This window comes from Rubricoccus marinus, assembly GCF_002257665.1.
Taxonomy (GTDB): Bacteria; Bacteroidota; Rhodothermia; order Rhodothermales; family Rubricoccaceae; genus Rubricoccus; species Rubricoccus marinus.
This window is the reverse complement of record NZ_MQWB01000010.1, coordinates 54,650-80,766: the sequence shown is the minus strand read 5'-3', so window position 1 is coordinate 80,766 and position 26,117 is coordinate 54,650. Positions and strand designations below refer to the sequence as shown.

The following is a 26,117-nucleotide window of genomic DNA, read 5'->3' as shown; positions in this document are numbered from 1 at the left end:
AGAGACGACGCCAGAGGCGAATAGCAACGCGAGGGTAAAGAGGCGCATTAGTTCAGAATTGGGATCGAAAAGGAGTAGACCACGCTCCGCGTACCCGGCGTGTCGTTCGTGATGCGGACGCTCGCCCCAGCGCTTGACACACGACCAGGTTCATTTGAGGTGCGTGGAGCTATAAACCGAATACGGGGCCCGTCGAGACGGCCGTCTACAGGCAACATTGTGCTTTCTTGCATCCCCCATAGATATCGAAACCGGGTATCGAGGCTGTCCGTGATGACGACATGGATCAGCGTCGTGTCTCCCACAGCCACGGTGTCAGGGTCGAGCGTGAGCCGGACGACGCGGGTCTGCGGGCCACCGCCCGGGTTCGGCGGAGCCGTCGGCGGCGGGCCGAGGCTGTCGCACCCGGCGAGGACGGCGAAGTACGCGAGCGTAAAGGCGGCGAGTCGGCTGAGGCGTGTCATGGCGGTGTGGTGGCGGGCGTGTGCAGCCGTCGAGAAGAGTAGGCGCGAGGCGCCAGAGGCGACGTGGCTCAACGTATGACTCGGCTGTAGCTGTACGCGGATGCGTCTGTAGCTGTGGAGCTACGCGCGTAGCCTTTCACCTGCCTCTTGCGAGCTGATGTGCTTGTGAACGTCCTCGTATAGCGCCAGAGGCCTCTGGCGGCGTGAGGTCTACACGGGATCGCAGCCGCCTGCGGGCGAATCTGCCTTGTGAGCAGAGACAGTTCGGTAGCTCGCCGCCGCACTGACGCGCGCCAGAGGACGGGTACTACCAGGCTCCGTCATTGAGAAGAGGACTCTGGCGACTTCCGCCACTGAGAAACCGGTGTTCGGGGCGCCGGTGATACCAGGACCTTGAGCATCACAGAGGCGTGTGAAAGGAACCCCGCACGCTTATGTCCGCAGACACTCCCCGCTCAGACCGCCGTGCCCTCGGCCCGCTTAAGGGAGAATGGTATGTCCCTCCATCCGAAGAGCTCCAGGAGACGCTCGCACCGGACCCTCGCGTAGACGTGTTCGAGACGCTTTCGGGAGACACGACATGGCGGTTTGTGGCTCTTAACGGAAGGATCATTGCCGACTCTGCGCAGACGTTTCGCAGCCGCGCGGCCGCTGAACGCGCAGTGGCGGCTTTCGTGGCGTCGGTGTCTGGAGCTCCTGTCCTGGTTTCGGGGAGCGAAATTGAAGCGCCTGCCTTCGTCGTGTACCTCTCTGGTTCGGGTGACTGGCGTTGGTCGCTAAGAGCCGCGAATGGTCAGGTTTTAGCAGAATCGGCCGACGGGTATGCCAGCAAGGATGCCTGCGTACAAGCTGCACGCAGGGTGGGCGACCTCGCAGCGGGTATCCAGCCTTAATCGAGGGAATGCGTCTCCTTCTGGACACCTACGCGTTGATTTATGCGCTGAGCGACCCTGGCGTGTTGTCGCCCCCAGCACGGGCAATGATTGAGGACCCGGACAACGAGGTGTATTTCACGCCGGTCAGCGTGTGGGAGATCGCTCGCAAGGTGGCTATTGGCAAGCTGACAGCCCCCTCATCGAATTTACTCCCGGCGGCGCGAGACTTGTTCACGGAGCTCCCTGTCCGCGCGGAGCACGGCTTGCTAAAGGGAGAGTTCTCGGAGGTAGACCACGCGAACAGTCGGAAGTACGATGGGCACAAGGACCCGGACGACCGTCTGATCATCGCCCAGGCGCTCTGCGAGGGACTGTTCGTAGTTACGACGGACCGGGTATTCGAGCTCTATGGGGTGGTCGTGTTGCCGTGCTGACCGACGAGACAGGTAGGTGAGACGGAGCGTCGGCTGGACCGATGGACAGATCGCGAACCAATGTGCCGAGCACCCACAGCGTGGGGTACTCCTTCAGCATCCCGATCCTGAACTGAGCCTCTGGCGCCAGAGGCGCGCCCCGCGCTACGAATCGCTCGAACGCCATCGCTCGGTTCGGGCGCATGTAATAAGGCCCGCGGCCGTTCCCGAGTCGCTGCCGCCGGTGGTGCCTGATCGTACCGCTAGGGACTGGCGAACAGGCCGATCCGGCAGTCATCCGGAGTGGCTACAGCGCGCTTCGCCGCGTCGGTGGCCGCCCGCTTCGTTGGGAAGGGACCGAGCACGTCGTCGCGCTCGGCGAAGCGCTTCGAGACGGAGCCGTGCTTGATGCCGAACCGCTTTCCGCGCGGCGCGCCTGGGCCTCCGGTGACGGCCCACCAGGAGCGGTAGGTGCCGACGCGCTCGACGGGTGCGGTCGGGAGCACGAGCGGGCCACCACGCAGAAGCCTGCGCGCGGCTTGGACGGCGCTCTCGAACGCAGCCTGGTCGCGGGCCAGACGGCGCGCGGTGCCATCGGAGTCGCGACCGGCTTTCTGGTCAGCGAGGTCCTTCGCCAGCCGGGCGGCGCCGGTCGTGAGTTTGCCGACGGCGCGGCCGTAGTCGCTGGGTGGCTGTTCGCCCTCGGGGCCGCGCGTCGAGGCACGCACGTCGCGGCCGTGGAGCCCCCACGAGGCGAGGCGGCCGATGAGCTGGGCAACGAGGTCGAGCACGGTGGGAACGACGTGGGGCTCAGACTCGGTCAGCGCGTGCCACAGTCCTGCGGGGCGGCGGAAGGTGCCCTCGACGTGGCGGCGGAGGTCGGCTTCGGTGTAGGGCTCGGGCTTGACTGGCGTGCGCTGAGACGGGTCTGCGGGCGTCTGGCGCTCGGCGCGCTCGACGAGCGACGCCAGGAAGGCTGCGTCATAGGGTTGGCTGGTGCGCTCTCCCCGCGCAATCGCGAGCCGGGCGACGCGGGCGCAGTCAGGACGGACGGCGTCGAAGCGAACGAGGAGCGAGCGGTACCGCTCCGGGAGGTCGTCGATAGGAACGTCTGGGGTGGTGCTCATGGGACGGCTGGCGGTGCCGGAACAGATCAGAGAGCCGCCGGGGTCGGCGGGCGGACGCCTCCGGCCGCCGCCCACCGGCCCTGGCGGGTCGGGTCGTCGCATGAGGGAGCATTCGATGCTTCCCCCGAACGGGGCAGCCGCTGGCCGCTCGCGGTCTGCGGCTGGGTGTCAGGATGCCGGGGAGGCGGAGCCGGGCGGGCGAGGCGCGACGCGCTTTGCGCGAGCATTCGCGCAACGGGAGGCGTCGGGAGCGAGGGGGCCGTCATCGGCCTCAGCGAGTGGACAGAGCTGGACGGAAGCGGGACGCGGAGAAGCGCGCCGGGCAGAGCCGGAGTCGCTACGAGCGAGGAGGCCCCGGTCGATCTCGCGCCAGAGGCTCTCGCTCGCGATGCGGCTAGGCGAACAGGGCGGTCTGGCCCTGGGCCTCGCGACGCTGGCGCTCGGCGCGGTGACGCGCGAGCGCGCGGTGCCGGGCGATGCCGCCGGGCTCCTCGATTCCGCCCGGACCCGCCCGAGGTACGCGTAGCGTGGCCGCGAGCTCGTCGGGGTAGAGGTCTCCCGTCGCGATCCGCCAGAAGTCGTCCCGGCCGACGTAGTGCTCAATGAGCGCGAGCGTGGCCGGGTCGAGGGAGGCGAGGAACAGGTCCCGCTTGGTCGTCGCGTGGAAGACTTCGGGGAGGGGCTCGGCGTGCCCCTCGGGCTGGACGCTGTGCGTCGGCCGCCCAGGCTGGCCGTCGAGTCGGACGAGGCGGGACGGGAGGCCTGCCAGCGCAGCTTTGCGGCGGCGGCGCGCTCGTCGCGCCTGACCGACGGCGCTCCGGGCCTCGGGCGGGAGGAGCGCCTTGATCCACGTCCGGGCGAAGAAGCCCCGGCTGGCGCGCGTCCGAGGGCTGTTGTTGACGAACCCGATGCGGCGCGGGTCGAGAGGGCCGGTGACGGCCCTGAGGTCCGACGAGACCGGACGGAAACCGACGAGCTCGCCCATCCGGCTCCGTCCCCAGCCGTAGCCGCTCACGGTCTCGGAGAAGGTGGCGATGTACAGGCTCTCGGTCTCCCCTCCCCGGCCCGGCCGGTGGCGGTAGACCGCGGCCACGACCGGGTTGTCCGGGTCGCCGTCGCCGAGATCGGGGTGCGCGGCCTCGGCCGTGTGCCACTCGTCGAACCGCTCGGCCAGCACGAAGGCGACGGCCTCGATGGCGAAGAGCTGGTCGGCCGGGTCTCGGTAGCCGCACGCGTCGGCAGCGGCGATTGCGCGGGCGCGGAGCGCCGGCAGCGCGAGCACGGCCACGAACGCCCGCGCCTGGGCCGGAGTGTGGCCGAACCGGCGCGAGAAACCGCTGCACGCCCGCGTGAGCGCGTAGACGAACCGGCTCCACGCCACCTTTTTGTCGTGCCTGGTCATGGTCGCTACCGGAGCTGGCGGTCGGTGTAGTCCTCGACCTCCTCGGTCGAGAGCACACGCCACGAGGGCGAGACGAGGTTGCCCGACGACGAGAGCCGGAACGTGGCCCGGATGGTGAGCGGCCGGTCGGTGTCCTCTGCGCCGCACGTCGGCGCAACCGCGAAGCGGAAGAGGAAGGCCAGCCGCGTCGGCGACACGCCGAGGTCCCGGCCGATGATCTCGGCGAGATACTTCGCGTCTTCGGTGATGGGCGCGCGGTTGCCCTCGCCCTGGACCAGCACGACGCTGTATGACCGCTCGTCGCTGTCGTGGCGGCTGGTGTTGCCGTAGAGCGTGGCGGTGGCCGAGAGCGTGCCGCCTGGGGCGAGGTCCCCTCGCCCGTAGCTGCGCCACGTGAGCGGCTTGTCCTGCCACTCCTGGACGGTGGCGCTGGGGAGGGTGTAGGGCTCCTGGGCGGCGGCGGCGGGCGCAGCCAGGAGCGAGACGAGCGTGAGGGCGAGGAGGATGACGATGCGGGTCATGGCGAGGCGTGGTTTGATGGGTGAGTGGAGCGCGACGAGGCACGCTGGATCAGTAGTCGGAGGGCAGGAGCACCGTCGTGGCGGAGCGGTCGGCCTCGGTGATGACCCAGAGCTTGCCGCCTCGGGTCTCGTAGGCCGAGAGGACGCGGGTGCCGTTCTGGGCGGAGCGGTCGTTGGCCTGGGCGTCGTGCTCGGAGACGTCGCCCCAGTCGCCACAGGCGTGGCGGTGGACGAGGTCGAGCACGTCGAGCCCGTGCGTGCGGACGAGGTCGAGCGCGCCGGGCGTGGCGACGACGTGGCCGAGGAGGAAGCGGGCGGTGCGCGAGCGTTCGCTCGGAGGAGCAGGTGCAGGCATAGCAGCGAAGAGGCTGATTCGAGGGGTCCCCCGGCGTGGGGGCGTTCGCCGCGAGGCGCCCCCACGCCGGGAGAGCCCGGCAGCGTCCCCCCTCCCCCACCCCTACACCAGCCCACGCTCGGCGAGGCTCGTGTAGGACGGCCGCCCGTCCTCTCCGCGGTCCGTGATGATGAGGTGGTCGTGGACGGGGATGCCCATGACCTTCCCCGCCTCGACGAGCTGGCGCGTCACGGCCACGTCCTCCCGGCTCGGCTCCGGGTTGCCAGACGGGTGCTGGTGGGCCACGAGGATGGCGGCGGCGTTCGCCAGCACGGCCGCCTTGAACACCTGCCTCGGCTCGACGATCGACGCCGCGAGCCCTCCGACAGATGCCACGTGGAGCCCGGTCAGCGTGTTCGCCGTGTCGAGGAAGACGACGACGAACTCCTCGCGGTCGCGGTCGGCGAAGTACTCGGCGAGGACGGCCGCCGCATCGGCCGGCGAGCGGACCTGGTCGCGCGTCGGGAACGAGAACGTCCGCTCGCGAACGAGCCGGGTGGTGTAGATCGGGACGCCGGAGAACAGCGCGTCGCGGTAGGCACCGCGAGCGGCGCCATCGATGTGGACCTCGGTCTGACGGAGTGCAAGCGCGGGCTCTCGGACGACAGATCGAGGGTCGGCCACCGAGGGCTCGGCAACGGAGCCGTAGAGCACGGTCCGCCGGTTGAACCAGGGCGCGTCGGTCTCGACGCGCCGGAGCCGCCCGCCTGCGGCGAGCCGCCGGGCGTGGTAGCGCTCGCGGCGGCTGAGGGCGGGCTGGGGCACAGCGGGCGCACCGTGGGTGCGGTCGCCGTCGCCCGGCATCTTGGCCTTGATGTCGCGGAGCACACGGAGGTTGAGCGCGGTCAGAGCGGCTGGGAACGAAGAGGCGTCGGGGTTCACCATGAGTATTGGGGCGGCCGTTGGGGTCCGCAGATCGCTCCGCACGGGCACGTCCGGCCGTGGTGGGAGCGCCCCCGTCGGCCGACGCACACCGTGCGGTCGGTGGGGGCGCCTCTGCGGCTGCCCTTTCGCTGTTGTGGCAAAAAAGAAGCCCGGCGACCCACGCGGTCGCCGGGCTGATGGCTCGCTCGGGGCTACTCGGTCTCGCAGCCGCCGTATCCGGCGGCGTATGGGTCGGTGCCGTAGAGCAAGGCTCCGTAGCTCGCGCCCGGCGCGACGGTGTCTCGGTACGTGGCCCGGTAGGCGTACGGGCTCTCGTCAGCGACGGCGTGGGCCTCGGCCCAGGCCTTCCGGTCGTCGGCCCAGTCGAGCCAGGCCGATGCGGCCTCGTGCGCCCGGCTGATTGCGATGTGGACTTCGTCGTTCTGGCCTCCGGTGACGTGGTACCGCAGGACCGGGCCGGTCCCGTAGGCGTCCGTTTCCAGCCGAATCAAGGGTGCCACCCAGAGCGCGTCCTCCGGCGGCAGCTTGCCCAGGAGGTGCTTCTCCGTATGCGTGCCCGTCCGGTCGGCCACTTCGAGGAAGAGGTGGACCTCGTCGGCCGATGCGTCGTCGGGATCGACCTGGGCGATCCGAGCGATGAGCTCCGGATAGGTGTCTCCCGCCTCCGCGCGCTTCGCGAGCCGGGCCAGCCCGGCGGCCTCGCAGTCTTGGAGGCGCGATGGGAGGATGATCGACCGGCTGCCGAGCCGAAAGCTTGCCCTCAGGGCGTCCTCCTTCATCAGGTGCGGATGGAACTGGGGGCAGGACGCGCGCCGGAGCCAGCAGGCGAACCGGTACCAGGTACGGGCTTGGGCGTAGTGCGGACGGGAGTACGTGCGGGGCATAACGAGACCTATGGGATCTGTGACAGCCACCGTGCCCGGGGACCCGAGTGGCCCCCGCTAGCCAGCGGCTTAAAAAGCCAGCAGGCGTAAGGCCGGACAGCGCCGCTTGTCGGCGCGGTTGAGTCAAGGTGGAGCGCCCTCGCGCGGAGGGACCGTCGGGGAAATCGGTCTTCCGATTTGCTCGTCGCAGCGCGAGCACGGGGGCGACGACCTTGACGCTGTCCGGCCGTCGCCTAGATTTCCACAAACCGCTGCCACCACCCCGCCCCCCTCCTCTCGGCGGCGCGGAGTCGCCGCCGGGAGGGCGTGACGTCGGAGCCCCGCTCCGTCTATCCCTCTTCCGCCAGAGGCCCGGCGCGGAGCCTCCGGCGGCGAGATCTCCTCAGCAAGTCCGCGCGTGCTCGACCCACGCTCGAATGTCAGCGGCCCGGAGGACGCCGCCCGCCTCGGGGACCGTCGTCACGACGTCCTGCTTGAACCGCTGGTAGAGCGCGTCAGCGGTCGGCTCGTCGAGCAGCGCGAGAAGGATGCTCCGCGCGAGGTCGGCCGGGCCGGAGCCGCCGTAGCCCCATTCGAACCCAGTCGGCGAGTGCCGAGCGACGTGAGGGACTGAGACGTGGGCCTCCCCTTCCAGCGTGCGCCACAAGACGATGTCCTCGGCGTCTCCGGTCAGCGACGCGGCCTCGGGAAGGACGGGGACTCTGGCGGGGGCGGTTCGGACGCGGGGTTCGCCTGGCACGACGAGCCGGAGCGGGCTGCGGCTGTGCACCGATGGCGCGCCGTCTCCGCCGTGGGACGCGTTCGCGAGCCTCGCCAGGGCGTCCCCGACGTGTCCGAAGGCGACGTTGCACCCGAGTCGGTAGAACGCGCCACTCTCGGCGCGGCGCTCGCCCCGTCCCGTCACGCGGGAGAGGTAGACCGCCAGCCCGAACGGGACGAGCGGGCGGACCCAGCCGAGGTGCTTGGGCTGGACGCGGCCGAGCACGCGACCGACGTGCGAGGCGACGAGGTGGTCGCCTCGGGCGTCGAGGTCGAGGGCGAGCCAGGTCGCATCCGGGTCCTCGGCGAGCGACCGCAGAAGCGGCTGGTGGCGCGAGGTGCCGACGAGCTTCGAGGGGACGGCGAAGGATGAGGCGCGGTGATGGACGCTGAAGGCGCAGGCGTTGAAGGCCTTAGTGTCCAGCGTGTCCGGCTGCATCCGGGAATGGTCGCCCGCGAACGTGCGCCAGGAGCGGGCCTGGCGCGCGATCTGACGGGTGCGGATGTCGGCCTCTGGAATGTGCGTCCCGGCTGTGGTGCGAACGCCGCCAGAGGCTCTGGGGCTTGAACGGGTGTGGGCAGGGTGTGCCATAGGAATCGGGGCCTCCCCCGGTCTGGTTTGGGTGGTGGCGCCAGAGGCTCACGGGCCTCTGGCGACGGGAGTGAAGCCCGGCATCGAACCGGGCCTCGTGTCGGATGCGGCGCCAGCAGCGGGGACCGCAGCGCCGGGTTAGCGCGCGCGACTAGAAGGGCATCCAGTCGTCGACCTCGACCGCTTGGGGCGGCGACTGGATGGGCTCGGGCTCTGGATCAGGCACCGGCTCGTAGGCATCCAGCGCGGCCTCAGCCCGCGCGTGGGCGCGCTCGTCACAGACGGCCGACGGCAGACCGGCGCCGGCGTCGTCGAAGCCCGCGAGGTAGCCCTCCAGGTCGTAGCCGTACTGCCGCTCGAACCACAGGATGTAGGCCCAGTCGCTCGCGTGGCGGTGCCGCCAGGTGAGCTTGGCGAACCGAAGCGGCGTCATGTGATGCCGGAGGCACTTCGCCTCGGCGTCCCACTTGGCGCGGGAGCCCGTCTGGTAGACCCACTCGGTCATCGGGCGCTCGGAGTAGCCGTCGGCGAGGCAGGCCTCGTGCCCAGCCTCGTACGACGCCTCGTAGTGCGCGTCGACGTCGGGCTCAGGCAGACACCGGCAGAGCAAGCGGTTGCACCCGTGGCAAAAGTCGCCAGGGCCAGGCACGGATCTCGACATGAGTCTCGGAGCGATGGATTTCCGAGCGACCTCCGGCCGAGTGCCGGAGCCGCTTCTCGCCAAAGGGGAGCGGCCCCGGCATGGGCCTCTGGCGCCTCACAGCGGGCGCCTTGGCGCCGGAACGGCGCCACTCAGGCGGCCCGCCGCATCGCGTTGCGGATCTCCACGACGGGCCGGTGCTCCGTTACCGCCCGGAGGACGTACGCTGCCCTCTCGCCCGTCGGGACGAAGAATCGGGTGCGGAAGGCGTGGACCTCGGCGAAGACCCCATCGGCCTCTAGCTCGCGCATCGCGGCCAGGTCCGGGCCAAGGAGTTCGATCCGGGGCTCGTTCGCCACGCGGCGGCGGCGAAGCTGCCAGCCGTTTGCGAGGTCGGCCTCGGCTCCGGCGAGTAGTCGCTCCGCCAGAGCGTCGGGCGTGATGTCGACGTGGTCGCCCGCGGCTCCCAGCGCCTTGAGCGTCGCGCTCAGGTGCTCCGGCATGACGGCGCGGCCGATCATGCGCTCGCCCGCGTCTGTCTGCGCGCGGTAGATCCTCGGGTGCCCCGCGATCCGGTCCCAGATGGGGAGGATGGTGCCCGTCACGAGGTGGACGGGCTCGGTGTAGAACTCGGGTGCCGCTTCGACGCCAGCGGCCCAGAGCGTCCGGGCCTCGTCGGTCGGGACAGGCTGGTGGCCTCCCTCCTCCCCTGCCCGGTTCAAGTCCGTCTCGTCCATGAGCCGGTTGGATCGCACGCCGACGCGGCGGATGCGCCCGACGACGCGGCCGGTCTCGGTCGTCCGGCTCCCGGCGCGGAAGAGCGCGTAGGGCTGCCCGCTCCGCCGGTTGACGACGAACCCTGCCCAGGACCCGAGCCCCTGCGCCTCTTTCGCCCACCGCCAGATGTCGTCCCATTCGACGATCTCGGTCCTGCGTGTGAGCTCGAGCGTCACGACCTGCGTCGTCGCCCCGGACCGGGGGTGCGTGTAGACCAGCCGCTCGTCGGTCTTGACGGTCCGCTCGGCCCGGATCGTCTCGACACCCACGTCGAGCGTTCCCGCCTCGCGCGCCGCCTCGGTGGCTTCTTCGAGGTACCCATACCACGAGTCGAACACGGCGTCCATCGCGCCGGTCTGGAGCGAGAGGAGGCGGTTCAAGAACTTCGGCACCTCGGGGACGGCGCTCACGTTGAGTTGCCCGTCGGCATCGAGCACCTTGATGCCCATCTGCTCCTCCACGAGCGCCGGCGTGACGCCCGAGGCGACCGCCCGGCCCTCGCCCCGGTACAGGTCCACGAACCAGTTGTGCAAGGAGGCACGGGACAGAGGCGTCTCCAGGTTGAACTCGGACGAGAGCAGGCCCTGGCTCGCCGTCTGGCGCTGGCCCTTGGTGAGCGCGCCGAGTTGGTCGAGGCGGCGGGCAATCGTGGACAGAAAGCGGCGCTGGGCCTTGAGGTTCGTCGTGACCAACACGAGCTCGGGCGGGCACGCCTGGTTGGCCCGGTGGACCCGGCCCATCCCCTGCACGCACCGCGCGCTGCTCCAGCCCGGCTCGACGCAGTAGAGGACGCGGCGCTGCTGGTTGTCGGCCGCGAGGTCGGCGTGGTAGCTCCGGCCGGTGCCCCCGGCCTGGCTGAAAACGAGGACGCGTCGCTTGCCCGCCATGAACTCGTCGGCCTCGGCGTTGCACGTCCTCCGGGTCCTGCGCTCCTCGACCACCTGCTGGGTGCCATCGACGGTCTTCGTGACGAACCGCCGTCCTCGGCCCGTCACCTCGGCCACGGCGTCCGGGCCGAAGTGGGCGACGACCTGGTCGAGCACGCCGTGCGGGACGGACACGGCTCCCACCTCCAGCATCAGGCGGTTCCGAGCCGCCATGGCCTCTGGCGACTGGACGAAGTCCCCCGCTGCGTTCTTGACCGGACGGGACCGGACGCGGCCCTCGTCGTCGAGGTACTCCTCGTAGAGGGTCGTTGGGAAGCTGGCCTCGACGAACTGCAGGAGCTGGTCGCGCGGGGTCACGTCGAGGTCCCGGAGATCCTCGCCGTTCTTGACGGCCTTGGCATAGGCCCGCTCGGTGGCCGCCTCCATCGTGGACACGAGCTGCACGACGCAGCTCTGGCCGTCTTCGAGCTGGCGCTCCATGTCGCGGATGAGGCTCGGCGCGCTCATCGACACGAGCACGTGGAGGAAGAACCGCTGGTGGGCGCCCCAGAACTGGCTGTAGGCCGCGGCGCGCGCCCGGCCGCACTTGTCGGCCTTCGTGACCTCGAGCGCGCTCTGGATGTTCTGGAGGACGACCTGCCACGCTTCGGCGCAGCGGTCGTAGGTCTGGGCTTGGTGATCCTCCAGGTCGTGGACGAGCGTCCGGTAGTCGACGCCGTCGTAGGACACGGACCGGGCGAGGTAGAGCCCCATCGACTTGAGGTCCTTCGCCACGAGCTCCATCGCCGCGATGCCGCCCGCCGACACCTTCTCGACGAACGCCTCGACGGTCGGGAAGGGCGTGCCCCGGCCCCAGAGCCCGAGGCGGGCAGCGTAGGCGAGGTTGGCGACCTCCGTAGCGCCCGTCGCGCTGGCGTAGACGACGCGGGCACTCGGGAGCCGCTCTTGTAGCTCCACGCCGACGAGCGCCCGCTGTGAGGCTTTCTGAACGCCTCTGGCGCCCGGGCGATCTAAGGCTGCCTGCATGTTGTGGCTCTCGTCGAAGACGATGACGCCCTCGAAGTCGGCCTCGGAGGATGGCCTACCATCCTCTCCCCCACCGGCGAGCCAGGCCACGACCTGCTCCAGGCGGTCGATGCCGGACTCCCGCCCGTCGCGTTCGCGGGGCTTGCCCTTGAGCGTGTCGTAGCTCGCGAAGCAGATGCCCTCGGCGCGCTGGATCGGCCCCTTGCACGCGCCGAGGTCGAACACGAAGTCCGCTGGGCCTCCGAGCGCCGTCCAGTCGCGGACGGCGTCGCGCATCAGGTTGCGGTTCTCGCTCACCCACAAGGCGCGGCGGCGGCCCTGGAGAATGTTGTCGAGGATGATCGCGGCACTCTGCCTACCCTTGCCGACTCCGGTTCCGTCACCCAGGAAGAAGCCTTGCCGCGCGCCAGAGGCGCCGCCCTCACCGGGCAGGTGCTCGGCATGCGCCGAGCCAGCCCGGCAGACGGTCTCGAGTTGGGCGTCGGAGAGGCGGCCCCCCGCCACCAAGTGCTCGGGCAGCACTGGGCGGTAGCCACACGGGGGCGCTGTGGCCGCCGCCATCGCGGCCGACTCGACGAGCCGCGTCGGATGCGGGCACGCGCTGGGGACCCGGACGCTCGGGCGGTAGGCGTCGAAAACGCTCGCGGTGAGCGCGCCAGAGGCCGCGGTCTCCGAGGCGACCTCGACCGCCAGAGGCGGGGTATCTGCGAACGGCCACTTCGGCGCGGCATCGCGCCGAGGCACGGCCGCGCGCCGTGGTGCTACGGCCGCCCTCGGGCGGGCGGGTGCAGCGTTCAGGTCCGCGACGTGAGGAGTCGCCGGTGGTGGCGACGCGAGAAGGGCGAAGAGGTCGAGCTGATCGACCGGGGGTGCCGTCGCGCGGGGTGCGACGTGAGATGCAGAAGGGGCCACGGGATTTCCGGCTGGCACGGAGTGCGGAGCCCCGGCCTGGGACCACTCCCAGACGGGCTCCGGCCCGCCGCGTTGACGGGCTCGCCCACCGGCCCGGCATCGCGGCAGGCCACGCGCGGCCTGTACATCCCCTCCTCCGGTCCCGCCCCGCCAGAGGCAGCGCGTTCACATCCCTCCCCACTCTGGACTCAGCCAACAAGAGGAGGGGCCGGGCGACGCGATGGTCGCCCGGCCCCTTTCCGGTCAGTGTCGTTTCGAGCGGGCTACGCGCGTCCCTGAAGCATCCCGTGCCAGTACAGGTTCGGCAGCAGGTCCTTCTTGAGCACGTACATCGAGTACCGCTCCTTCGAGGTGTCGAAGGGGAAGCTGGAGTCCACGTTGCCGTCGTAGTCGAACTCGGCCAGAATCAAGCGGCCGTAGCCGGTCACGAGCGGGCACGAGGCGTAGCCGTGGTAGTCGTCCGAGAGGTCGGTCCGCCCGGCGCGGACGGCGAGCAGGTTCTCGGCCACGACCGGGTACTGCTTGCGGATGGCGGCGCCCGTCTTCGCGTTGGGCGTCGAGCCCGCGTCGCCGAGCCCGAACACGTTGGCGTAGCGGACGTGCTGGAGCGTGTGCTTGTCGACGTCGCACCACCCGGCCTCGTTGGCGAGCGGGCTCTTCGCCAGGAAGTCCGGCGAGGCCATGTGGGGCACGGCGTGGAGCATGTCGAACTTCACCACCTTCTCGGACGGCGCGCCGTCGCCGCCCGACACCTGGAAGACGGCCTCTTGCGTATCGGGACGGATCGCGACGAGCTCGTGGCCCCAGTTGGTCTCGATCCCGTAGCGGTCCAAGACCTCGTGGAGCGTCTTGGCGAACTCCTTGACGCCGAAGATGACTTGGCCCGGCGAGAAGAACTCGACGTCGGCCTGGTCGAGCTTGCCGCTCCGGCGGAGGTGGTCGCTCGTGAGGTACATCACCTTCTGCGGCGCGCCGCCGCACTTGACGGCGCTGGACGGCTGCGTGAAGAGCGCCGTCACCGGGCCGGGCTTCTCGGCGATGCGCTGGGCGGTCTCCCAGGTGTAGTCGCAGTGCTCGTAGGAGTAGTTGCAGCAGATGCCGTTGGTGCCGAGGCCCTCGCGGAGCCCCTCGATGCTGTCCCAGTTGATCTGGATGCCGGGGCAGACGACGAGGTAGTCGTAGGTGAGCGCCCCGTTCTTCTCGGTCGTGACCGTGTTGTTCTCCGGGTCGAAGCCCGTGGCCGCGTCCTGGATCCACGTCGCGCCGGTCGGGATCACGCTGGCCTCCGTCCGCTCGGACTCCTCCTTCGGGACGACGCCGCCGCCGACGAGCGTCCAGAGCGGCTGGTAGTAGTGCTTGTCGGCCGGGTCGAGGACGGTGACCGAGGGCGGGTTGTCGGCCTGCAGCAGCTTCGAGGCGACCGAGATGCCGGCCGAGCCGCCGCCGACGATCAGGACTTCGTGGTGGGTGTTGGGGGTCTCCATGGGGTTCGGGGGCTAGCGGGTGCGGGCGGGGAGGCGGGACGGGGCGGCCAGCGACTGGCCGAGGTGACGGGCGACGGCGACCAGGAAGCCGGCGGCCCGCTGGACGTCGTCGTCGCGCAAGGCACCGGCGAGGCCCAGGAGGCCGACCTTCTTCGGGGGGTCCAGGCGCGCGGCGCGGAGGGCGGAGGCCGTATCGCCGATGGCGGCGATGGACTCGGGATCGAGGACGCCGGACTCGATCAGCGCCGCCGCGGCCTCGCCGCCCTGGGCGAGCAGGACGGCCGGGTCCATCCCGCGGTCGCGGAGGGCGCCGAGGCGCTCGTCGACGATGTCGACCACCATCGAGGCCAGGCCGGGGAGGCCGTCGGCGAAGGCGAGCGCGGCCTCCAGGCCGTCCATCGTCTTGTCGTCGGAGAGCCGCTCCAGGAGGGCTCCGGCGCGACCGAGGCGGGCCTGGACGTCGACGCCGCGGTCGCGGAGGGCGCCCGCACGCTCGTCGACGATGTCGACGGCCATCGAGGCCAGACCAGGCGCGTCGGAGGCGAGCGCGAGCGCGCCCTCGATGGCGGCCATCGTGTCGTCGGCCGTGAGCCGCTCGGTGAGTTCGAGCAGCCGCACCAGGCGGGCTTCGGGATCGACGCCGCGGTCGCGGAGCCGTCCGGCCTGCTCGTCGACGACGTCGACGGCCATCGAGGCGAGGCCGGGGGCGTCGCCGAGCGCGTCGAGGGCGGGCTCGATCCGGGCGAGGCGGCGCTCGATGGCGTCGAGCCGGGCGAGGAGGGGGTCGGCCGGCGGGGCCGGGGTGGCGTGACCGTTGGGGGCGGCGTCGGGCATGGGGTGGGGCGAAGCGCTTCCGCTAAGAAACGACTCGTCCCGTCCTGTGTCAACTCGTTATGACAGGTCTTGAACAAGAGACCCGTCATGACCTAGATTAGAGGACGCCCTCCCCCGATCGATGCCCGCCCGCTCTGCTTCCCCCTCGTTCCGCCCGGGTGCGCCCCGCCACGAGCAGCTCTCGGACTGGCTCCGCGAGCGCATCCGCGCCGGGGAGATGGCCGCTCACGACCAGCTCCCGAGCGAGGCCGAGCTGGGCGAGCTCTCGGGCGTGAGCCGGATCACGGTCCGCCGCGCCCTGGGCACGCTGGAGAACGAGGGACGGATCTACCGCCGCCAGGGGCTCGGCTCCTTCGTCGCGCCGCCGCCGCTGCCGCAGGGGCTCGTGCGCCTGACCGACTTCGCGCAGGACATGGAGCGGGCCGGGCTGAAGGCGTCGAGCCGCGTGCTCCACCAGGCCCCGGAGCCGGCGCCGCACTACGTCGCTGAGGCGCTGGGCGTCGACGCGGACGCGCCCACGGTCCGCTTAGACCGGCTCCGCCTGGGCGACGGCAAGCCGGTCGCGCTCGACCGGACGTGGCTGCCGCCGTTCTACGCGCAGTTCCTGGAGGGGCACGACTTGACGACCGAGACCATCTACCGCGTCTTGGAGCGGGACTACGAGATCCCCGTGCTCCGCGGGCAGTACCGGATCGAGGCGGCCGTGGCGCGCGCCGACGAGGCCGGGCCTCTGGGCGTGCCCGAGGGGGCCCCGGTCCTGCTCGTCGAGCGGACGAGCTACACGGCGGGCGAGCGGGCCGTGTACTACCAGCGGCGGTACTACCGGGCCGACCGCGTGGCCTTCGACCTTGAGCTGGCCCGCCCGGACGCGACCGCCGGCGGCGACGGCGAATTAGGGATGCCGCTCCGGGAGTTCGAGCCCGTGTTCAAGGGCGCGTAGGTGGAGCCCGTCGGCCCCCCTCGGCTCCCGCGCGTGGTGGGGCCGGCGCTGAGCCTGGCCGCTCGCGTGTTCGACCGCGTCGAGCACGGGTGGGAATCGGCGCGGACGCGGCGGCGGACGGCGGACGGGCTGGTGCTCGTGTTCGTGGGGGCGCTCGTGGCCGTCGAGCTGCGGCGGCGGGGTCTGCTCCCCGCCGGTCTGGCCGAGCACGTCTCGACGAGCCACTTCGCCGCGCTCGGGACCGTGTTCACGGCGCTCCTGCTGGTCGAGACCGTCGCGCTCGTGCTGGCGCTGGCCGACTCCGTGGCGGGGTCCGTCGGCAAGCAGTTCGAGCTGTTCTCGCTGATCCTGCTGCGCGACGCCTTCAAGGCGCTCGGTCACCTCGGCGAACCGGTCGAGTGGGCGACGGCGCAGGGGGCGATCCTGGAGGCGCTGGCCGACGGCGCCGGGGCGCTGGCCGTGTTCGGGGGCGTCATCCTGTACGGACGGCTCCAGCGCCACCGGAGGATCACGAGCGACGAGCGGGAGCAGGCCCGGTTCGTGGCCGCCAAGAAGGCCGTGGCCCTGGCGCTGCTGGCCGCGATCGCCGTCGCGGCCGTGGACGACGCCTGTCTCTACCTCGGCGGGACCGACCCGTACCCGTTCTTCGACTCCGTCTTCACGGCGCTCATCTTCGCCGACGTCCTCCTCGTCCTCGTCTCGCTCCGCTACACGTCGACGTACGCCGTCGTCTTCCGCAACGCCGGGTTCGCGCTCGCGACGGTCATCTTGCGCCTCGCGCTCGTGGCCCCGGCGGTGCCCGGCGTGCTGCTCGGTGTCGGCGCGACGGCGTTCGTGCTCGCGCTCGCGTGGGTCTACGACCGGACCCCCCTCCTCCCCGACTCGCCCCTCCCCCCCGACCATGCCTGACGCCGACTTCTGGAACGACCGCTACGCCGAGCCCGGGTGGGCCTACGGCGAGGCGCCCAACGCCTTCGTGGCCTCGCAGGCCGACCGCTTTCCGGCGGGGTCCTCGGTCGTGGAACTGGGCTCCGGCGAGGGGCGCAACGCGGCGTTCCTGGCCCGCAGGGGGTGCCGGGTGACCGCCGTGGACTCGTCCTCGGAGGGCCTTGCGAAGGCCGCGCGGTTGCCGGGAGGCGACGCCGTGGACGCGGTCCAAGCCGACGTGACGGCGTGGGAACCCGACCGACAGTGGGACGGCGCCGTCGCGACGTTCTTGCACCTCCCGCCGGGTCAGCGGCCGGCGCTCTACGCGCTCCTGCAGCGGGTCGTGCGGCCGGGCGGCGTGGTCGTGGCCGAGTGGTACCGCCCCGAGCACCGCGAGCGGGGCCTGCACGGCGGCCCGCCCGTGGCCGCCGCGATGGTCACGGCCGCCGAACTGGCGGAGCACTTCCCCGAGGCGGGCGTGGTGCTGCTGTAGGAGGTCGACGTCGAGCTCGCCGAGGGCCGCTACCACGTCGGAGCGTCGGCTGTGGTGCGGCTGGTGTGGGAGCGCCCCGCCAGCGGCTAGCTCCGACGGACCGTCGAGAGCCCGAACGGGAGGTAGAGCGGGCACGTCCCGACGAAGCTCGTCGCCAGGAAAACGACCGCGAGGACGCCCAAGACGATGGCGGCCGTGCCGTTGATGACGCCGGTGAAATACAGGACGGCGACGAGCACGGCGAGGGCCGCGCGTAGGCCGCGGTCGATGGAGCCCATGTTCTTCTTCATGACGGAGGGGGATGAGGTGCGCCTGTAGGATCGGGACGGCGCAGGTCCCCCGTCCGTGACCCTGGTCACACAGCGCCGTAGGCGCGGAGGCCGGGGGCGTCGAGGACGGAGACCGTGCCGCGGGCGAGGGCGACGAGCCCACCCCGCTCGAACTCCTTGAGCGTGCGGCTGACGACCTCGCGGGACGTGCCGAGGGCCTCCGCGAGCGCCTCGTGGGTCCGCGCGACGCTGCCGCCGGCGCCGGCCTGGTCGAGGAGGTGCCGCGCGAGCCGCTCGTCGACCCGCTGGAACGCGACGGCGTCGACGAGCTCGATGACGTCGCCGAGGCGGCGGGCCAGGAGCGAGAACACGTGCTCGCGGAGGGGGGCGGCCTGGGCGAAGAGGCGGACGAACAGGTCGGCCGGGAGGAGGAGCGCCTCGACGGGCGTCTCCGCCTCGGCGAAGGCCGGGAATGGGCGGTCGCTGAGCAGGCACGAGGCCGTCAGGATGCAGCTCTCGCCGGGGTCGATCCGGTAGAGCGTGAGCGCGCGGCCCGCGGCGCTCGTGCGGTAGACGCGGGCCTCGCCCGAGACGACGAACGGGAGCGCCGGACACCGGTCGCCCTCGAGGCAGATCGGCGCGCCGGGTTCGAGCCGGACCGGGCGGAGCTCGGCCTCGATCGACGCGCGGGCGTCGTCGCCGAGCCGGGCGGCAAAGGGGAACAGGGCGGGGTCGAGCGCGGCGGTCACGAGGCGAACGTCACAGGGTCGTGGGGATGGAGAGGACGACGCGGAGGCCGTGGGGGTCCGCCGAGGCCAGGTCGAGGCGACCGCCGTGGGACCGGGCGACGCGGTCGGCGAGGGCGAGGCCGAGGCCGCTGCCAGGCACGTGCTGGACGTCGGGGGCCCGCCAGAACCGGTCGGTCGCGTGGGCGCGGTGCTCCGGCGCGATGCCGGGGCCAGAGTCCTCGACGGCGACCCAGGCGTGGCCGTCGCGCGTGCCTGCGGCGACGGCGACATGGCCGCGGGGCGTGTATTTGAGCGCGTTGTCGAGGAGCGTGCGCACGGCCTCGCGGAGGAGGTCGGGGTGGCCGCGGGACGGGGCGGGGCCGTCGGCGTGGACGCCGAGCGCGAGCCCCCGCGCGACGGCGAGCGGGCGGGCGGCCTCGGCCTCCTCACGGGCGATCCGAGCGAGGTCGACGGGCTCGGCCGCGAGAGGCTCTACGCTGGCGTCGAGCCGGGCGAGCGCGAGCAGGCCCCGGACCGTCCGGACCATGCCGTCGACCTCGCCGTCGAGGAGCCGGAGCGTCTCGCGGTAGGCATCGGGCGAGCGCTCGCGGCGGAGGGCGACCTCGACGTGGCCCCGCAAGACGGTCAGCGGCGTTTGGAGCTCGTGGGCCGCGTTCGCGGTGAACCGCTTCATCTCGGCGAACGCCCCATCGAGCCGTTCGAGCGAGCCGTTGAGCGCCGCCGCGAGCGCGGCCGTCTCGCGGTCCGCGCCGGTCGGGACGGGGACGCGCTCGCCGAGCGTGGCCGCCGACAGGCCCGCTGCGTGGGCCGTGATGGCCTGGAGCGGCCGGACGACGCGGCCGCCGACGGCCCAGACGAGCGCGAGCAGCGCCGCGAGCGAGAGCCCCAGCCCGAGCGCCAGCCCGGCGGCGAGCCGCCCGAGACCGGCCTGGAGCGGCGGGATATAGCGGGCGACCTGGACGGTCCCGACGGCGGCGCCGCGTGCGTCGAGGAGCGGCTCGGTGACGTGGTAGAGGTCGCGGCGGCCCAGGCGGAACGTCGAGAGCGGCGCGAGCAGGGCCTCGTCCGTGGTCGGCGCCAGCACCCGGTCGGGGAAGGCGTCGAAGAGGGCCACGTTGTCGGAGGCGCGGAGGAGGCGGCCGTCGGGGCCGAACACCTGGAGGAAGAACGGGTCGATGCGCTCGGCGTCGAACCGGTGGTGGGGCTCGTCCCAGTAGTAGGCCTCGGGGACGAGACGGCCGTCCGGGGCCACGACGTCGGCCTGGACGGCCGCGGCCTCGAGGCGGAGCGCGCGGCGGGCCTCGGTCGCGGACCACACGGCGGCCCCGCACCACACGGCTCCCCCGAGCACGGTGAGGGCGATGGCCAGCGCGGCGCCGAGGCGGACGAGGAGGCGACGGCGGAACGGGGGGCGTTCAGCCATCGGCGGCGGAGACGTAGCGGTAGCCGACGCCGCGGACGGCCTCGATGCGGGCGTCACACCCGGCCTCGGCGAGCTTGCGGCGGAGGTAGCCCACGTAGACGTCGATGAGGTTGGTGCCGCGGTCGAAGTCGTGGCCCCAGACGCCCTGGTGGATCTCGTCGCGGGAGAGGGCCTGGCCGCGCCGCGCGAGGAAGTAGGCGAGCAGGTCGAACTCGGTCGCCGTGAGATCGAACGGGGCCCCGTCGCACCGGGCGTCGCGCGTGGCGGGGTCGAGGCGGAGCGGCCCGTCGGCCTGGGCGCGGTCGGGGGGCTCGACGGCCGCGCGGCGGAGGAGCGCGTCGAGCCGGGCAAGGAGCTCGTCGAAGGCGAACGGCTTGGGGAGGTAGTCGTCGGCGCCGGCTCGGAGTCCGGCCACGCGGTCCTCGACGGCGTCGAGCGCCGTCAGCATGAGGACGGGCACGGCGGCGTCGTGGCGGCGGACCTCGCGGCAGACCTCGACGCCGGAGAGGTCGGGCAGGCGGACGTCGAGGACGACCGCGTCGAACGCCTCGGCGAGCGCGCGGCGCTGGCCCTCGCGCCCGGTCGCGGCCCACTCGACGACGTAGCCCTCCTCGCTCAGGCCCTGGCGGACGAACGAGGCCACGTGGGGGTCGTCTTCGACGAGGAGGAGGCGGCGCATGGGGGCATGGTACCGCACCGGACCGGGCGGGGACGAGGGCTCTCACCGCCTTCTCATCGAGCGGGCCGGGCTCTCATCGTCCTCTCAGGAACGCGGGGGGCTCGCGCCCTAGGCTCCTCCATCCCTGCCCCCGCCACCTCGATCCGTGCGCCGACTCCCACTTTCCCTCCCTGCGCTGGCGCTTGCCGCCGGGCTCCTCGTGGCCGGGTGCGGCGACGGCGCGCCGCCAGAGACCGACGCCGACCCGGTGGGGCAACCGCCGTCTCTCCAGCGCGCGTCGGGCCCGGCCGTCGTCACGCTGTCCGACGTGCAGGCGGCCGAGCTGTCGGTCGAGACCGCCGAGGTCCAGGCCTCGGGCGCGACCGTCGAGGTCGGGATGCCAGGCGTGGCCGAGCCGTCGCCGGACGACTTCGCGGCCGTGAGCGCGCCCGTCTCCGGCCGCGTGGTGCGCGTGCTGGCGCACGAGGGCGAGGCCGTGCGCCGCGGGCAGACCGTCGCGGTCCTCCAGAGCATGGAGACGGCGTCGCTCTCCGCCTCGGCGAGGCAGGCGTCGGCCGAGGCGGCCCAGGCCGAGGCGGGCGTGGCCCAGGCCCAGGCCGAGGTGGCGCTCCAGCGCCAGCAGGTGGAGCGCTACACCCAACTCGTCGCCGAGCGGATCAGCCCCCGGATGCGTCTCGACCAGGCCCGTGCTGACCTCGGGCGCGCCCAGGCGCAGCTCCGAGCCGCGCAGGCCGCGGTGGCCGCGGCGCAGGCCCGCGTGACCGGGTCGCGCGACCAGCTCGCGGCGGCGGGCGGGGGCGGTCGCGGCGGGACCGTCGCCGTCGTGGCCCCGCGGGGCGGGGTCATCGACCGCCACACCGTCGACCTCGGCGGCTCGGTGATGGCGTACGACGAGATGATGACGATCGTGGGCCAGGGCGAGGTGATGGTGCGCGGGCAGGCCACGCCGGACCAGGCGGCACGCGTCCGAGCCGGCGACGGCGTCTCGGTCCGCTCCGCGAGCGACCCGGGCGTCGCGGTGGCCTCCAGGGTCGCGAGCGTCGCCCCGGCCGCCTCGTCGAGCGACCGATCCGTGGCCGTTTACGTCAGGGTGCCCGCCGGGCGCGGCATCCGGCCGGGCCAGAGCGTCCGCCTGAGCGTCGTCGCCCGCGCCGAGGCGGGCGGGGTCTCCGTCCCGCTGGCGGCCGTGTCGTACGACGGCGACCGGGCGACGGTCTTCGTGCAGACGGGGCCGCGCGCGTTCGAGCAGCGGCCGGTGGAGCTGGGTGCGCCGGGCGAGGAGGCCGTCCCGGTCCTGAGCGGGCTCGCCGTCGGCGACCGCGTGGCGGTGACGAACGTGTTCGACCTCAAGGCGCTCGCGCGCTTCGAGGCCTACGGGGAGGAGTGATGCTGCACGCCTTGATCGACTTCGGCCTGCGGCGCCGCTTCGTCGCGCTCGCGCTGACGGCGCTCGTCGCCGTGGGCGGCGTGTTCTCGCTCTCGGGCCTGCCCATCAACTCGCTGCCCGACGTGACGCCGGTCCAGGTGCTCGTCATCACCAAGGCCGGGCGGTACTCGCCCTACGACGTCGAGCGGCTCGTGAGCTTCCCCGTCGAGACCGTCATGAACGGCCTGCCCGACGTGGCCGAGGTGCGCTCGATCAGCCAGTTCGGGCTGAGCGCAGTCACGGTCGAGTTCGCGGAGGGGACGGACATCTACTTCGCCCGCCAGCTCGTCGCCCAGCGCGTGCAGTCCGTCGCGGGCGAGCTGCCCGACGGCGTCGACGCGCCCCAACTCGGGCCGATCTCGACGGCGCTGGGCGAGATCGTGCAGTACACGGTCGAGGGCGAGGGGCGGAGCCTGACCGAGCTGCGGACGATCCACGACTGGTTGGTCGCGCCCCAGCTCAAGACCGTCCCGGGCGTGACCGAGATCACGAGCTTCGGAGGCTTCGTCAAGCAGTTCGAGGTGCAGCCGGACCCGGCGCGGATGCGGCAGGCGGGCGTCGGGCTGGGCGACGTGATGGCAGCGATCCCGGCCAACAACGGCGTGTCGGGCGGCAACTACCTCGAGCACAACCGCGAGCAGTACATCGTGCGCGGCTTCGGGCTGGTGCGCTCGGTCGAGGACCTGGGCGACATCGTGGTCGCGCGGCCCGGCGGACGGCCCGTTTTTTTGCGCGACGTGGCGACGGTCGGCGTGGGGCAGGCGCTGCGCCAGGGCGCGGTCACCAAGGACGGCCGGGGCGAGGTCGTGACCGGCATCGTGATGATGCTGCGCGGCGGCAACGGCCGCGACGTCATCGAGGGCGTCCGCGAGAAGCTGGACGAGGTGGGCCGCGGGCTCCCCGAGGGCGTGGCCGTGGAGGTGTTCTACGACCAGTCGTCGCTCATCGAGCGGACGACGGCGACGATCGAGGAGAACCTGTTGGTGGGCGGCTTCTTGGTGATCGCCGTCTTGCTCCTGCTGCTCGGCGAGATCCGCGGTGCGCTGATCGTGGCGAGCGTGATCCCAATCTCGATGCTGTTCGCCTTTATAGGGATGCGAGAGTTCGGGCTGGCGGCGAACCTGATGAGCCTGGGTGCGATCGACTTCGGGATGGTCGTCGACGGGGCGGTCGTGATGGTCGAGAACATGGTCCGGCGGCTCCGCCAGGAGGAGGACCGCCCGGAAGAGGAGCGGCGCGACCGGCGGCTCGTCATCCGCGAGGCGGCGCGCGAGGTGGGGCGGCCCATCTTCTTCGGCGTGCTCATCATCCTGATGGTCTACGTCCCGATCGCCACGTTCCGGGGTGTCGAGGGGCTGCTGTTCCGCCCGATGGCGATCACGGTCGCGACGGCCGTGTTCGGGTCGCTCTTGCTGGCGCTCGTCTATGTCCCGGCGGTGGCGTCGATCGTGTTCCGCAAGGGCGTGCGCGTGCGGCGCAACCGCGTGATGGAGTGGCTCCGGCCGCGCTACCGCTCCCGGCTGGAGCGGCACCTCCACAGTCGGGTCCAGATCCTGGGGCTGGCGGGTGGTCTGTTCGCCGTCTCCCTCGTGGTCCTGCTCACGATGGGGACCGAGTTCCTGCCCGAGTTGGACGAGGGCTCGATCCTGGTGGAGCAGGTGCGGATGCCCAGCGTGACGCTGGAGGAGTCGGTCGAGAACGCGAACTGGCTGGCGGGCGAGATCCTGGCGCGCGTGCCCGAGGTGGCGGCCGTCGTGCCCAAGACGGGCCGCTCCGACCTCGCCAACGACTGGATGGGCGTCCACCAGACCGACGTCTGGGTGCTGCTCGAGGACCCCGACACGTGGCGCCCCGGCATGGACAAGGCGGACATCCAGGACGCCATCGAGCCGCTTCTGCAGACCGAGCCCGGGCTCTCGTACAACTTCACCCAGCCCATCGCGATGCGCGTGGACGAGCTGACGAGCGGCGTCAAAAGCGACCTCGCGGTCAAGATCCTGGGCGAGGACCTCGACGCGCTGGGCGCGGTCGCCGAGCAGGTGAGCGCGATCCTGCCGTCGCTGGAGGGGACGGGCAACTTCTTCGTCGAGCAGACGGTCGGGCAGCCCTACGTGACGGTCGAGGTCGACCGCGGCGCCGTCGCCGCGGCGGGCCTCAACGTGGCCGACGTGCAGCAGGCCGTCGAGGCGGGGATTGGAGGGCAGGCGGTGAGCGAGGTCTACGAGGGCCAGCGCCGCTTCGACGTTGTGGTCCGCTACCCCGAGGCGGAGCGCAACAGCTTCGCCGCCATCGAGGCGACGCCGGTCAGCCTACCCGGCGGCGGGACCGTCCCGCTGGGACAGCTCGCGACGATTACGGCCGAGGAGGGACCGCGCGAGGTGGCGCGCGAGAACGGGTGGCGCCGCGCCATCGTCGGCGTCAACCTCGACGGGATCGACATCGGGACCTACGTGGCGAGCCTCCAGGACGCCATCGACGCGCGGGTGGACGTGCCCGAGGGCGTGTTCATCGAGTACGGCGGGGCGTTCGAGGACCAGCAGCGGGCCACGCGGCACCTGCTGCTCGTGGTGCCGCTCGCGCTGGGCATCATCTTCGGGCTCCTGTACCTCATGTTCGGCGAGGTCCGCTACGCGGCGCTCGTCTTCCTGAACCTGCCGCTGGCGTTGTCGGGCGGGGTGCTGCTCTTGTGGGCGCGGGGGCTGTACCTGTCGGTGAGCGCGAGCATCGGGTTCGTGGCGCTCTTCGGCGTGGCGGTCCTGAACGGGATCGTGCTCGTGGAGCACCTCAACGAGCTGCGTCGCGAGGGGCACTCCGTCCGCGAGGCCGTCCTCCAGGGCTCCGCCGACCGCTTGCGGCCGGTCCTGATGACCGCTTTGGTCGCGAGCCTCGGCTTCGTGCCGATGGCGTTCAACACGGGTCCGGGCTCGGAGGTGCAGCGGCCGCTCGCGACCGTCGTGATCGGCGGGCTGGTGACGGCCACGCTGCTGACGCTCCTGGTGCTGCCGGTCGTCTACGCGTGGATGGAGCGCGACGACCGGTCCCCCGCCGACCCACACGCCGACGCGTTCGCGGGCGACGGCCAGGCCGGTGCTCTCCCTCAACCGGCCGAGGCCACGGTCTGATGCGCGCGCTCCTCCTGCCCCTCCTTCTGTTGGCGGTGCCCGCTTCGGCCCAGGCGCCGGACTCGCTGACGGTCTTCGAGGCGCTGTCGCTCGTCGAGCGGGCGCACCCGCTCGTCCGGGCCTCCGAGGCGCTCGCCACGTCGCGCGAGGCGGCCGTCGGCGGCGTCACCGCCTGGGCCGCGCCGACGCTCGGCTACGCCGTCGAGGGCGTGGGCGCGAGCGGCGGGTTCGAGCAGCGGATCGTAGCGGGCGTCGAGGTCGGCCCGGCATCGCTCGCTCGCGCCGAGCGCCAACGGCTGGCCGCCGAGGCCCGAGCCTACGGGTTCGACGCCGACGCGACCCGCCGTGCGCTCCGCGCCCGCGTCGTGGCCGCCTACGTCGACCTCGGGGTCGCCGAGTCGCGGGTGGGGCTCCGCCTGGAGGCCGTCGCGCTCGCCGACTCGCTCGTCCGCGTCGCGCGGCTCCGCGAGGAGGCGGGCGAGGGCGCCGGGCTCGAAACGCTCCGCGCCGAGTTGGAGGCAGAGCGGGCTCGCGCCACGCTCGCCGCCGCCGTGGGACAGCGAGAGGCTGCACGGGCCGCGGCCGTGGCGTCGCTCGGGCTTCCGGTCGACGGGGCCGCCGCCGCCCCGACGCTCACGCTCCCCGACGTCCTCCCTCCAACCGGTGCCACCGCGCCCCTCGTCGCCGCGGCCGGGGCCCGCGTCGAGGCCGCTCAGGCGAGCGCGGACGCGGCCCGGGCGTCGCGCCGTCCGGTGTGGAGCGCCGAGGTGTTCCCCCAGCACTTCGGCGGCGACACGTTCGGGGCAGGCTTCCAGGTCGGCGTGCGCCTGCCGCTCGGGCAGGGCCGGATCGTGGCCTCGCGCGTGCGTGCTGCCGAGGCCGCCCGCCAGTCGGCCGAGGCCGAGCGCGACGGGCTCGCGGCGGAGCGTCGGGCGTCGGTGGCCGCCGCCGAGGCCCGCGTCCGGAGCGCCCGTGTGACCCTAGAGGCCGCCCGGGGCGCGCCGGTCGAGCGCGCCGAGGCCCTGCTGGCGCTCGCGCTCCGGGGCTACCAGCTCGGCGAGGTCACCCAGCCCATGCTCCTCGGCGCGCGCCAGGCCCTCCTCGATGCCCGCGAGGTCGGGCTCGACGCCTTCCGCGACGCGCTCCTCGCCGTCGTGGCCTGGGAGCGCGTCTCGGGCGAGCGCGTGCTCTTCACCGACTGACCCCCACGGAC

Annotated in this window: 24 protein-coding genes; 8 read left to right on the top strand and 16 right to left on the bottom strand. The window is 72.3% G+C overall.

All coding sequences use genetic code 11. From position 1 onward, the window contains the following. Positions 1 to 47: 47 nt before the first annotated feature. Positions 48 to 464 carry a hypothetical protein gene (locus BSZ36_RS17245; protein WP_094551580.1) on the bottom strand — a complete coding sequence of 139 codons (417 nt, stop codon included), beginning with the start codon at positions 462 to 464 and terminating at the stop codon, positions 48 to 50. A 551-nt stretch (positions 465 to 1,015) separates the two neighbouring features. Between BSZ36_RS17245 and BSZ36_RS17240 the strand changes: the two genes are divergently transcribed. Both BSZ36_RS17240 and BSZ36_RS17235 read left to right on the top strand, forming a co-directional pair. Continuing rightward, on the top strand, positions 1,016 to 1,357 hold the full coding sequence (locus BSZ36_RS17240; RefSeq protein ID WP_179271265.1) for a YegP family protein: 342 nt from the start codon (positions 1,016 to 1,018) through the stop codon (positions 1,355 to 1,357). An 8-nt stretch (positions 1,358 to 1,365) separates the two neighbouring features. Continuing rightward, positions 1,366 to 1,773 (top strand): type II toxin-antitoxin system VapC family toxin, encoded by a 408-nt coding sequence (locus BSZ36_RS17235; protein ID WP_094551576.1) that lies wholly within the window; start codon positions 1,366 to 1,368, stop codon positions 1,771 to 1,773. A 242-nt stretch (positions 1,774 to 2,015) separates the two neighbouring features. Here the strand turns inward: BSZ36_RS17235 and BSZ36_RS17230 are convergent, their stop codons facing one another. From BSZ36_RS17230 to BSZ36_RS17180, 11 genes are all read right to left on the bottom strand, one after another. Then, the gene (locus BSZ36_RS17230; protein ID WP_094551574.1) at positions 2,016 to 2,879 is read right to left on the bottom strand and encodes a hypothetical protein; all 864 of its coding nucleotides are present in this window, start codon (positions 2,877 to 2,879) and stop codon (positions 2,016 to 2,018) included. A gap of 394 nt (positions 2,880 to 3,273) precedes the next feature. Beyond that, a complete protein-coding gene (locus BSZ36_RS17225; RefSeq protein WP_094551572.1) occupies positions 3,274 to 4,281 on the bottom strand; it encodes a hypothetical protein in 1,008 nt (335 codons plus the stop codon). Between the two features lie 5 nt (positions 4,282 to 4,286). Continuing rightward, a complete protein-coding gene (locus tag BSZ36_RS17220) occupies positions 4,287 to 4,802 on the bottom strand; it encodes a hypothetical protein (RefSeq protein ID WP_094551570.1) in 516 nt (171 codons plus the stop codon). 49 nt (positions 4,803 to 4,851) lie between these two features. After that, entirely contained in the window at positions 4,852 to 5,157 is a 306-nt protein-coding gene (locus BSZ36_RS17215; protein WP_094551568.1) for a hypothetical protein, read from the bottom strand. A gap of 102 nt (positions 5,158 to 5,259) precedes the next feature. Continuing rightward, positions 5,260 to 6,081: a JAB domain-containing protein gene (locus BSZ36_RS17210; RefSeq protein ID WP_218827742.1), complete on the bottom strand. Its 822-nt coding sequence runs from the start codon at positions 6,079 to 6,081 to the stop codon at positions 5,260 to 5,262. A gap of 191 nt (positions 6,082 to 6,272) precedes the next feature. Continuing rightward, positions 6,273 to 6,965, bottom strand: coding sequence for a hypothetical protein (locus BSZ36_RS17205; RefSeq protein ID WP_143536970.1), 693 nt, complete (start codon positions 6,963 to 6,965; stop codon positions 6,273 to 6,275). A gap of 382 nt (positions 6,966 to 7,347) precedes the next feature. Then, the gene (locus BSZ36_RS19760; protein ID WP_218827741.1) at positions 7,348 to 8,316 is read right to left on the bottom strand and encodes a DUF6166 domain-containing protein; all 969 of its coding nucleotides are present in this window, start codon (positions 8,314 to 8,316) and stop codon (positions 7,348 to 7,350) included. A gap of 151 nt (positions 8,317 to 8,467) precedes the next feature. After that, positions 8,468 to 8,965, bottom strand: coding sequence for a hypothetical protein (locus BSZ36_RS17195; RefSeq protein WP_143536969.1), 498 nt, complete (start codon positions 8,963 to 8,965; stop codon positions 8,468 to 8,470). A 143-nt stretch (positions 8,966 to 9,108) separates the two neighbouring features. Beyond that, the gene (locus tag BSZ36_RS17190; protein WP_094551561.1) at positions 9,109 to 12,390 is read right to left on the bottom strand and encodes a strawberry notch-like NTP hydrolase domain-containing protein; all 3,282 of its coding nucleotides are present in this window, start codon (positions 12,388 to 12,390) and stop codon (positions 9,109 to 9,111) included. 431 nt (positions 12,391 to 12,821) lie between these two features. Beyond that, positions 12,822 to 14,042, bottom strand: a complete 1,221-nt coding sequence (locus tag BSZ36_RS17185) for an NAD(P)/FAD-dependent oxidoreductase (protein ID WP_094551559.1) — start codon at positions 14,040 to 14,042, stop codon at positions 12,822 to 12,824. A gap of 12 nt (positions 14,043 to 14,054) precedes the next feature. Next, positions 14,055 to 14,876, bottom strand: a complete 822-nt coding sequence (locus BSZ36_RS17180; RefSeq protein ID WP_094551557.1) for a DUF1641 domain-containing protein — start codon at positions 14,874 to 14,876, stop codon at positions 14,055 to 14,057. A gap of 121 nt (positions 14,877 to 14,997) precedes the next feature. Here BSZ36_RS17180 and BSZ36_RS17175 point away from each other — a divergent pair, with 121 nt between their 5' ends. The 3 genes from BSZ36_RS17175 to BSZ36_RS17165 are packed head-to-tail and all read left to right on the top strand — an operon-like array spanning position 14,998 to position 17,236. Further along, positions 14,998 to 15,816 carry a GntR family transcriptional regulator gene (locus BSZ36_RS17175; protein ID WP_094551555.1) on the top strand — a complete coding sequence of 273 codons (819 nt, stop codon included), beginning with the start codon at positions 14,998 to 15,000 and terminating at the stop codon, positions 15,814 to 15,816. Continuing rightward, complete coding sequence (locus BSZ36_RS17170; protein WP_094551553.1) at positions 15,817 to 16,725, top strand: hypothetical protein; 909 nt, start codon at positions 15,817 to 15,819, stop codon at positions 16,723 to 16,725. Then, positions 16,718 to 17,236, top strand: a complete 519-nt coding sequence (locus BSZ36_RS17165) for an SAM-dependent methyltransferase (RefSeq protein ID WP_218827740.1) — start codon at positions 16,718 to 16,720, stop codon at positions 17,234 to 17,236. Before BSZ36_RS17170 ends, BSZ36_RS17165 begins: the two co-directional genes overlap by 8 nt. Positions 17,237 to 17,322: 86 nt before the next feature. Here BSZ36_RS17165 and BSZ36_RS17160 read toward each other — a convergent pair whose 3' ends face one another. From BSZ36_RS17160 to BSZ36_RS17145, 4 genes are all read right to left on the bottom strand, one after another. After that, positions 17,323 to 17,526, bottom strand: coding sequence for a YgaP family membrane protein (locus BSZ36_RS17160; RefSeq protein WP_094551551.1), 204 nt, complete (start codon positions 17,524 to 17,526; stop codon positions 17,323 to 17,325). Between the two features lie 65 nt (positions 17,527 to 17,591). Then, positions 17,592 to 18,254, bottom strand: a complete 663-nt coding sequence (locus BSZ36_RS17155) for a Crp/Fnr family transcriptional regulator (RefSeq protein ID WP_094551549.1) — start codon at positions 18,252 to 18,254, stop codon at positions 17,592 to 17,594. Between the two features lie 10 nt (positions 18,255 to 18,264). Continuing rightward, on the bottom strand, positions 18,265 to 19,677 hold the full coding sequence (locus BSZ36_RS17150) for a sensor histidine kinase (protein WP_094551547.1): 1,413 nt from the start codon (positions 19,675 to 19,677) through the stop codon (positions 18,265 to 18,267). Next, on the bottom strand, positions 19,670 to 20,356 hold the full coding sequence (locus BSZ36_RS17145; RefSeq protein WP_094551545.1) for a response regulator transcription factor: 687 nt from the start codon (positions 20,354 to 20,356) through the stop codon (positions 19,670 to 19,672). The genes BSZ36_RS17150 and BSZ36_RS17145 overlap by 8 nt, the downstream gene beginning before the upstream one ends. Before the next feature lie 145 nt (positions 20,357 to 20,501). Between BSZ36_RS17145 and BSZ36_RS17140 the strand changes: the two genes are divergently transcribed. The 3 genes from BSZ36_RS17140 to BSZ36_RS17130 are packed head-to-tail and all read left to right on the top strand — an operon-like array spanning position 20,502 to position 26,106. Continuing rightward, complete coding sequence (locus tag BSZ36_RS17140) at positions 20,502 to 21,743, top strand: efflux RND transporter periplasmic adaptor subunit (protein ID WP_179271264.1); 1,242 nt, start codon at positions 20,502 to 20,504, stop codon at positions 21,741 to 21,743. Then, positions 21,743 to 24,904 (top strand): efflux RND transporter permease subunit, encoded by a 3,162-nt coding sequence (locus BSZ36_RS17135; protein WP_094551541.1) that lies wholly within the window; start codon positions 21,743 to 21,745, stop codon positions 24,902 to 24,904. The genes BSZ36_RS17140 and BSZ36_RS17135 overlap by 1 nt, the downstream gene beginning before the upstream one ends. Beyond that, positions 24,904 to 26,106: a TolC family protein gene (locus tag BSZ36_RS17130; RefSeq protein WP_094551539.1), complete on the top strand. Its 1,203-nt coding sequence runs from the start codon at positions 24,904 to 24,906 to the stop codon at positions 26,104 to 26,106. Before BSZ36_RS17135 ends, BSZ36_RS17130 begins: the two co-directional genes overlap by 1 nt. Positions 26,107 to 26,117 lie beyond the last annotated feature (11 nt).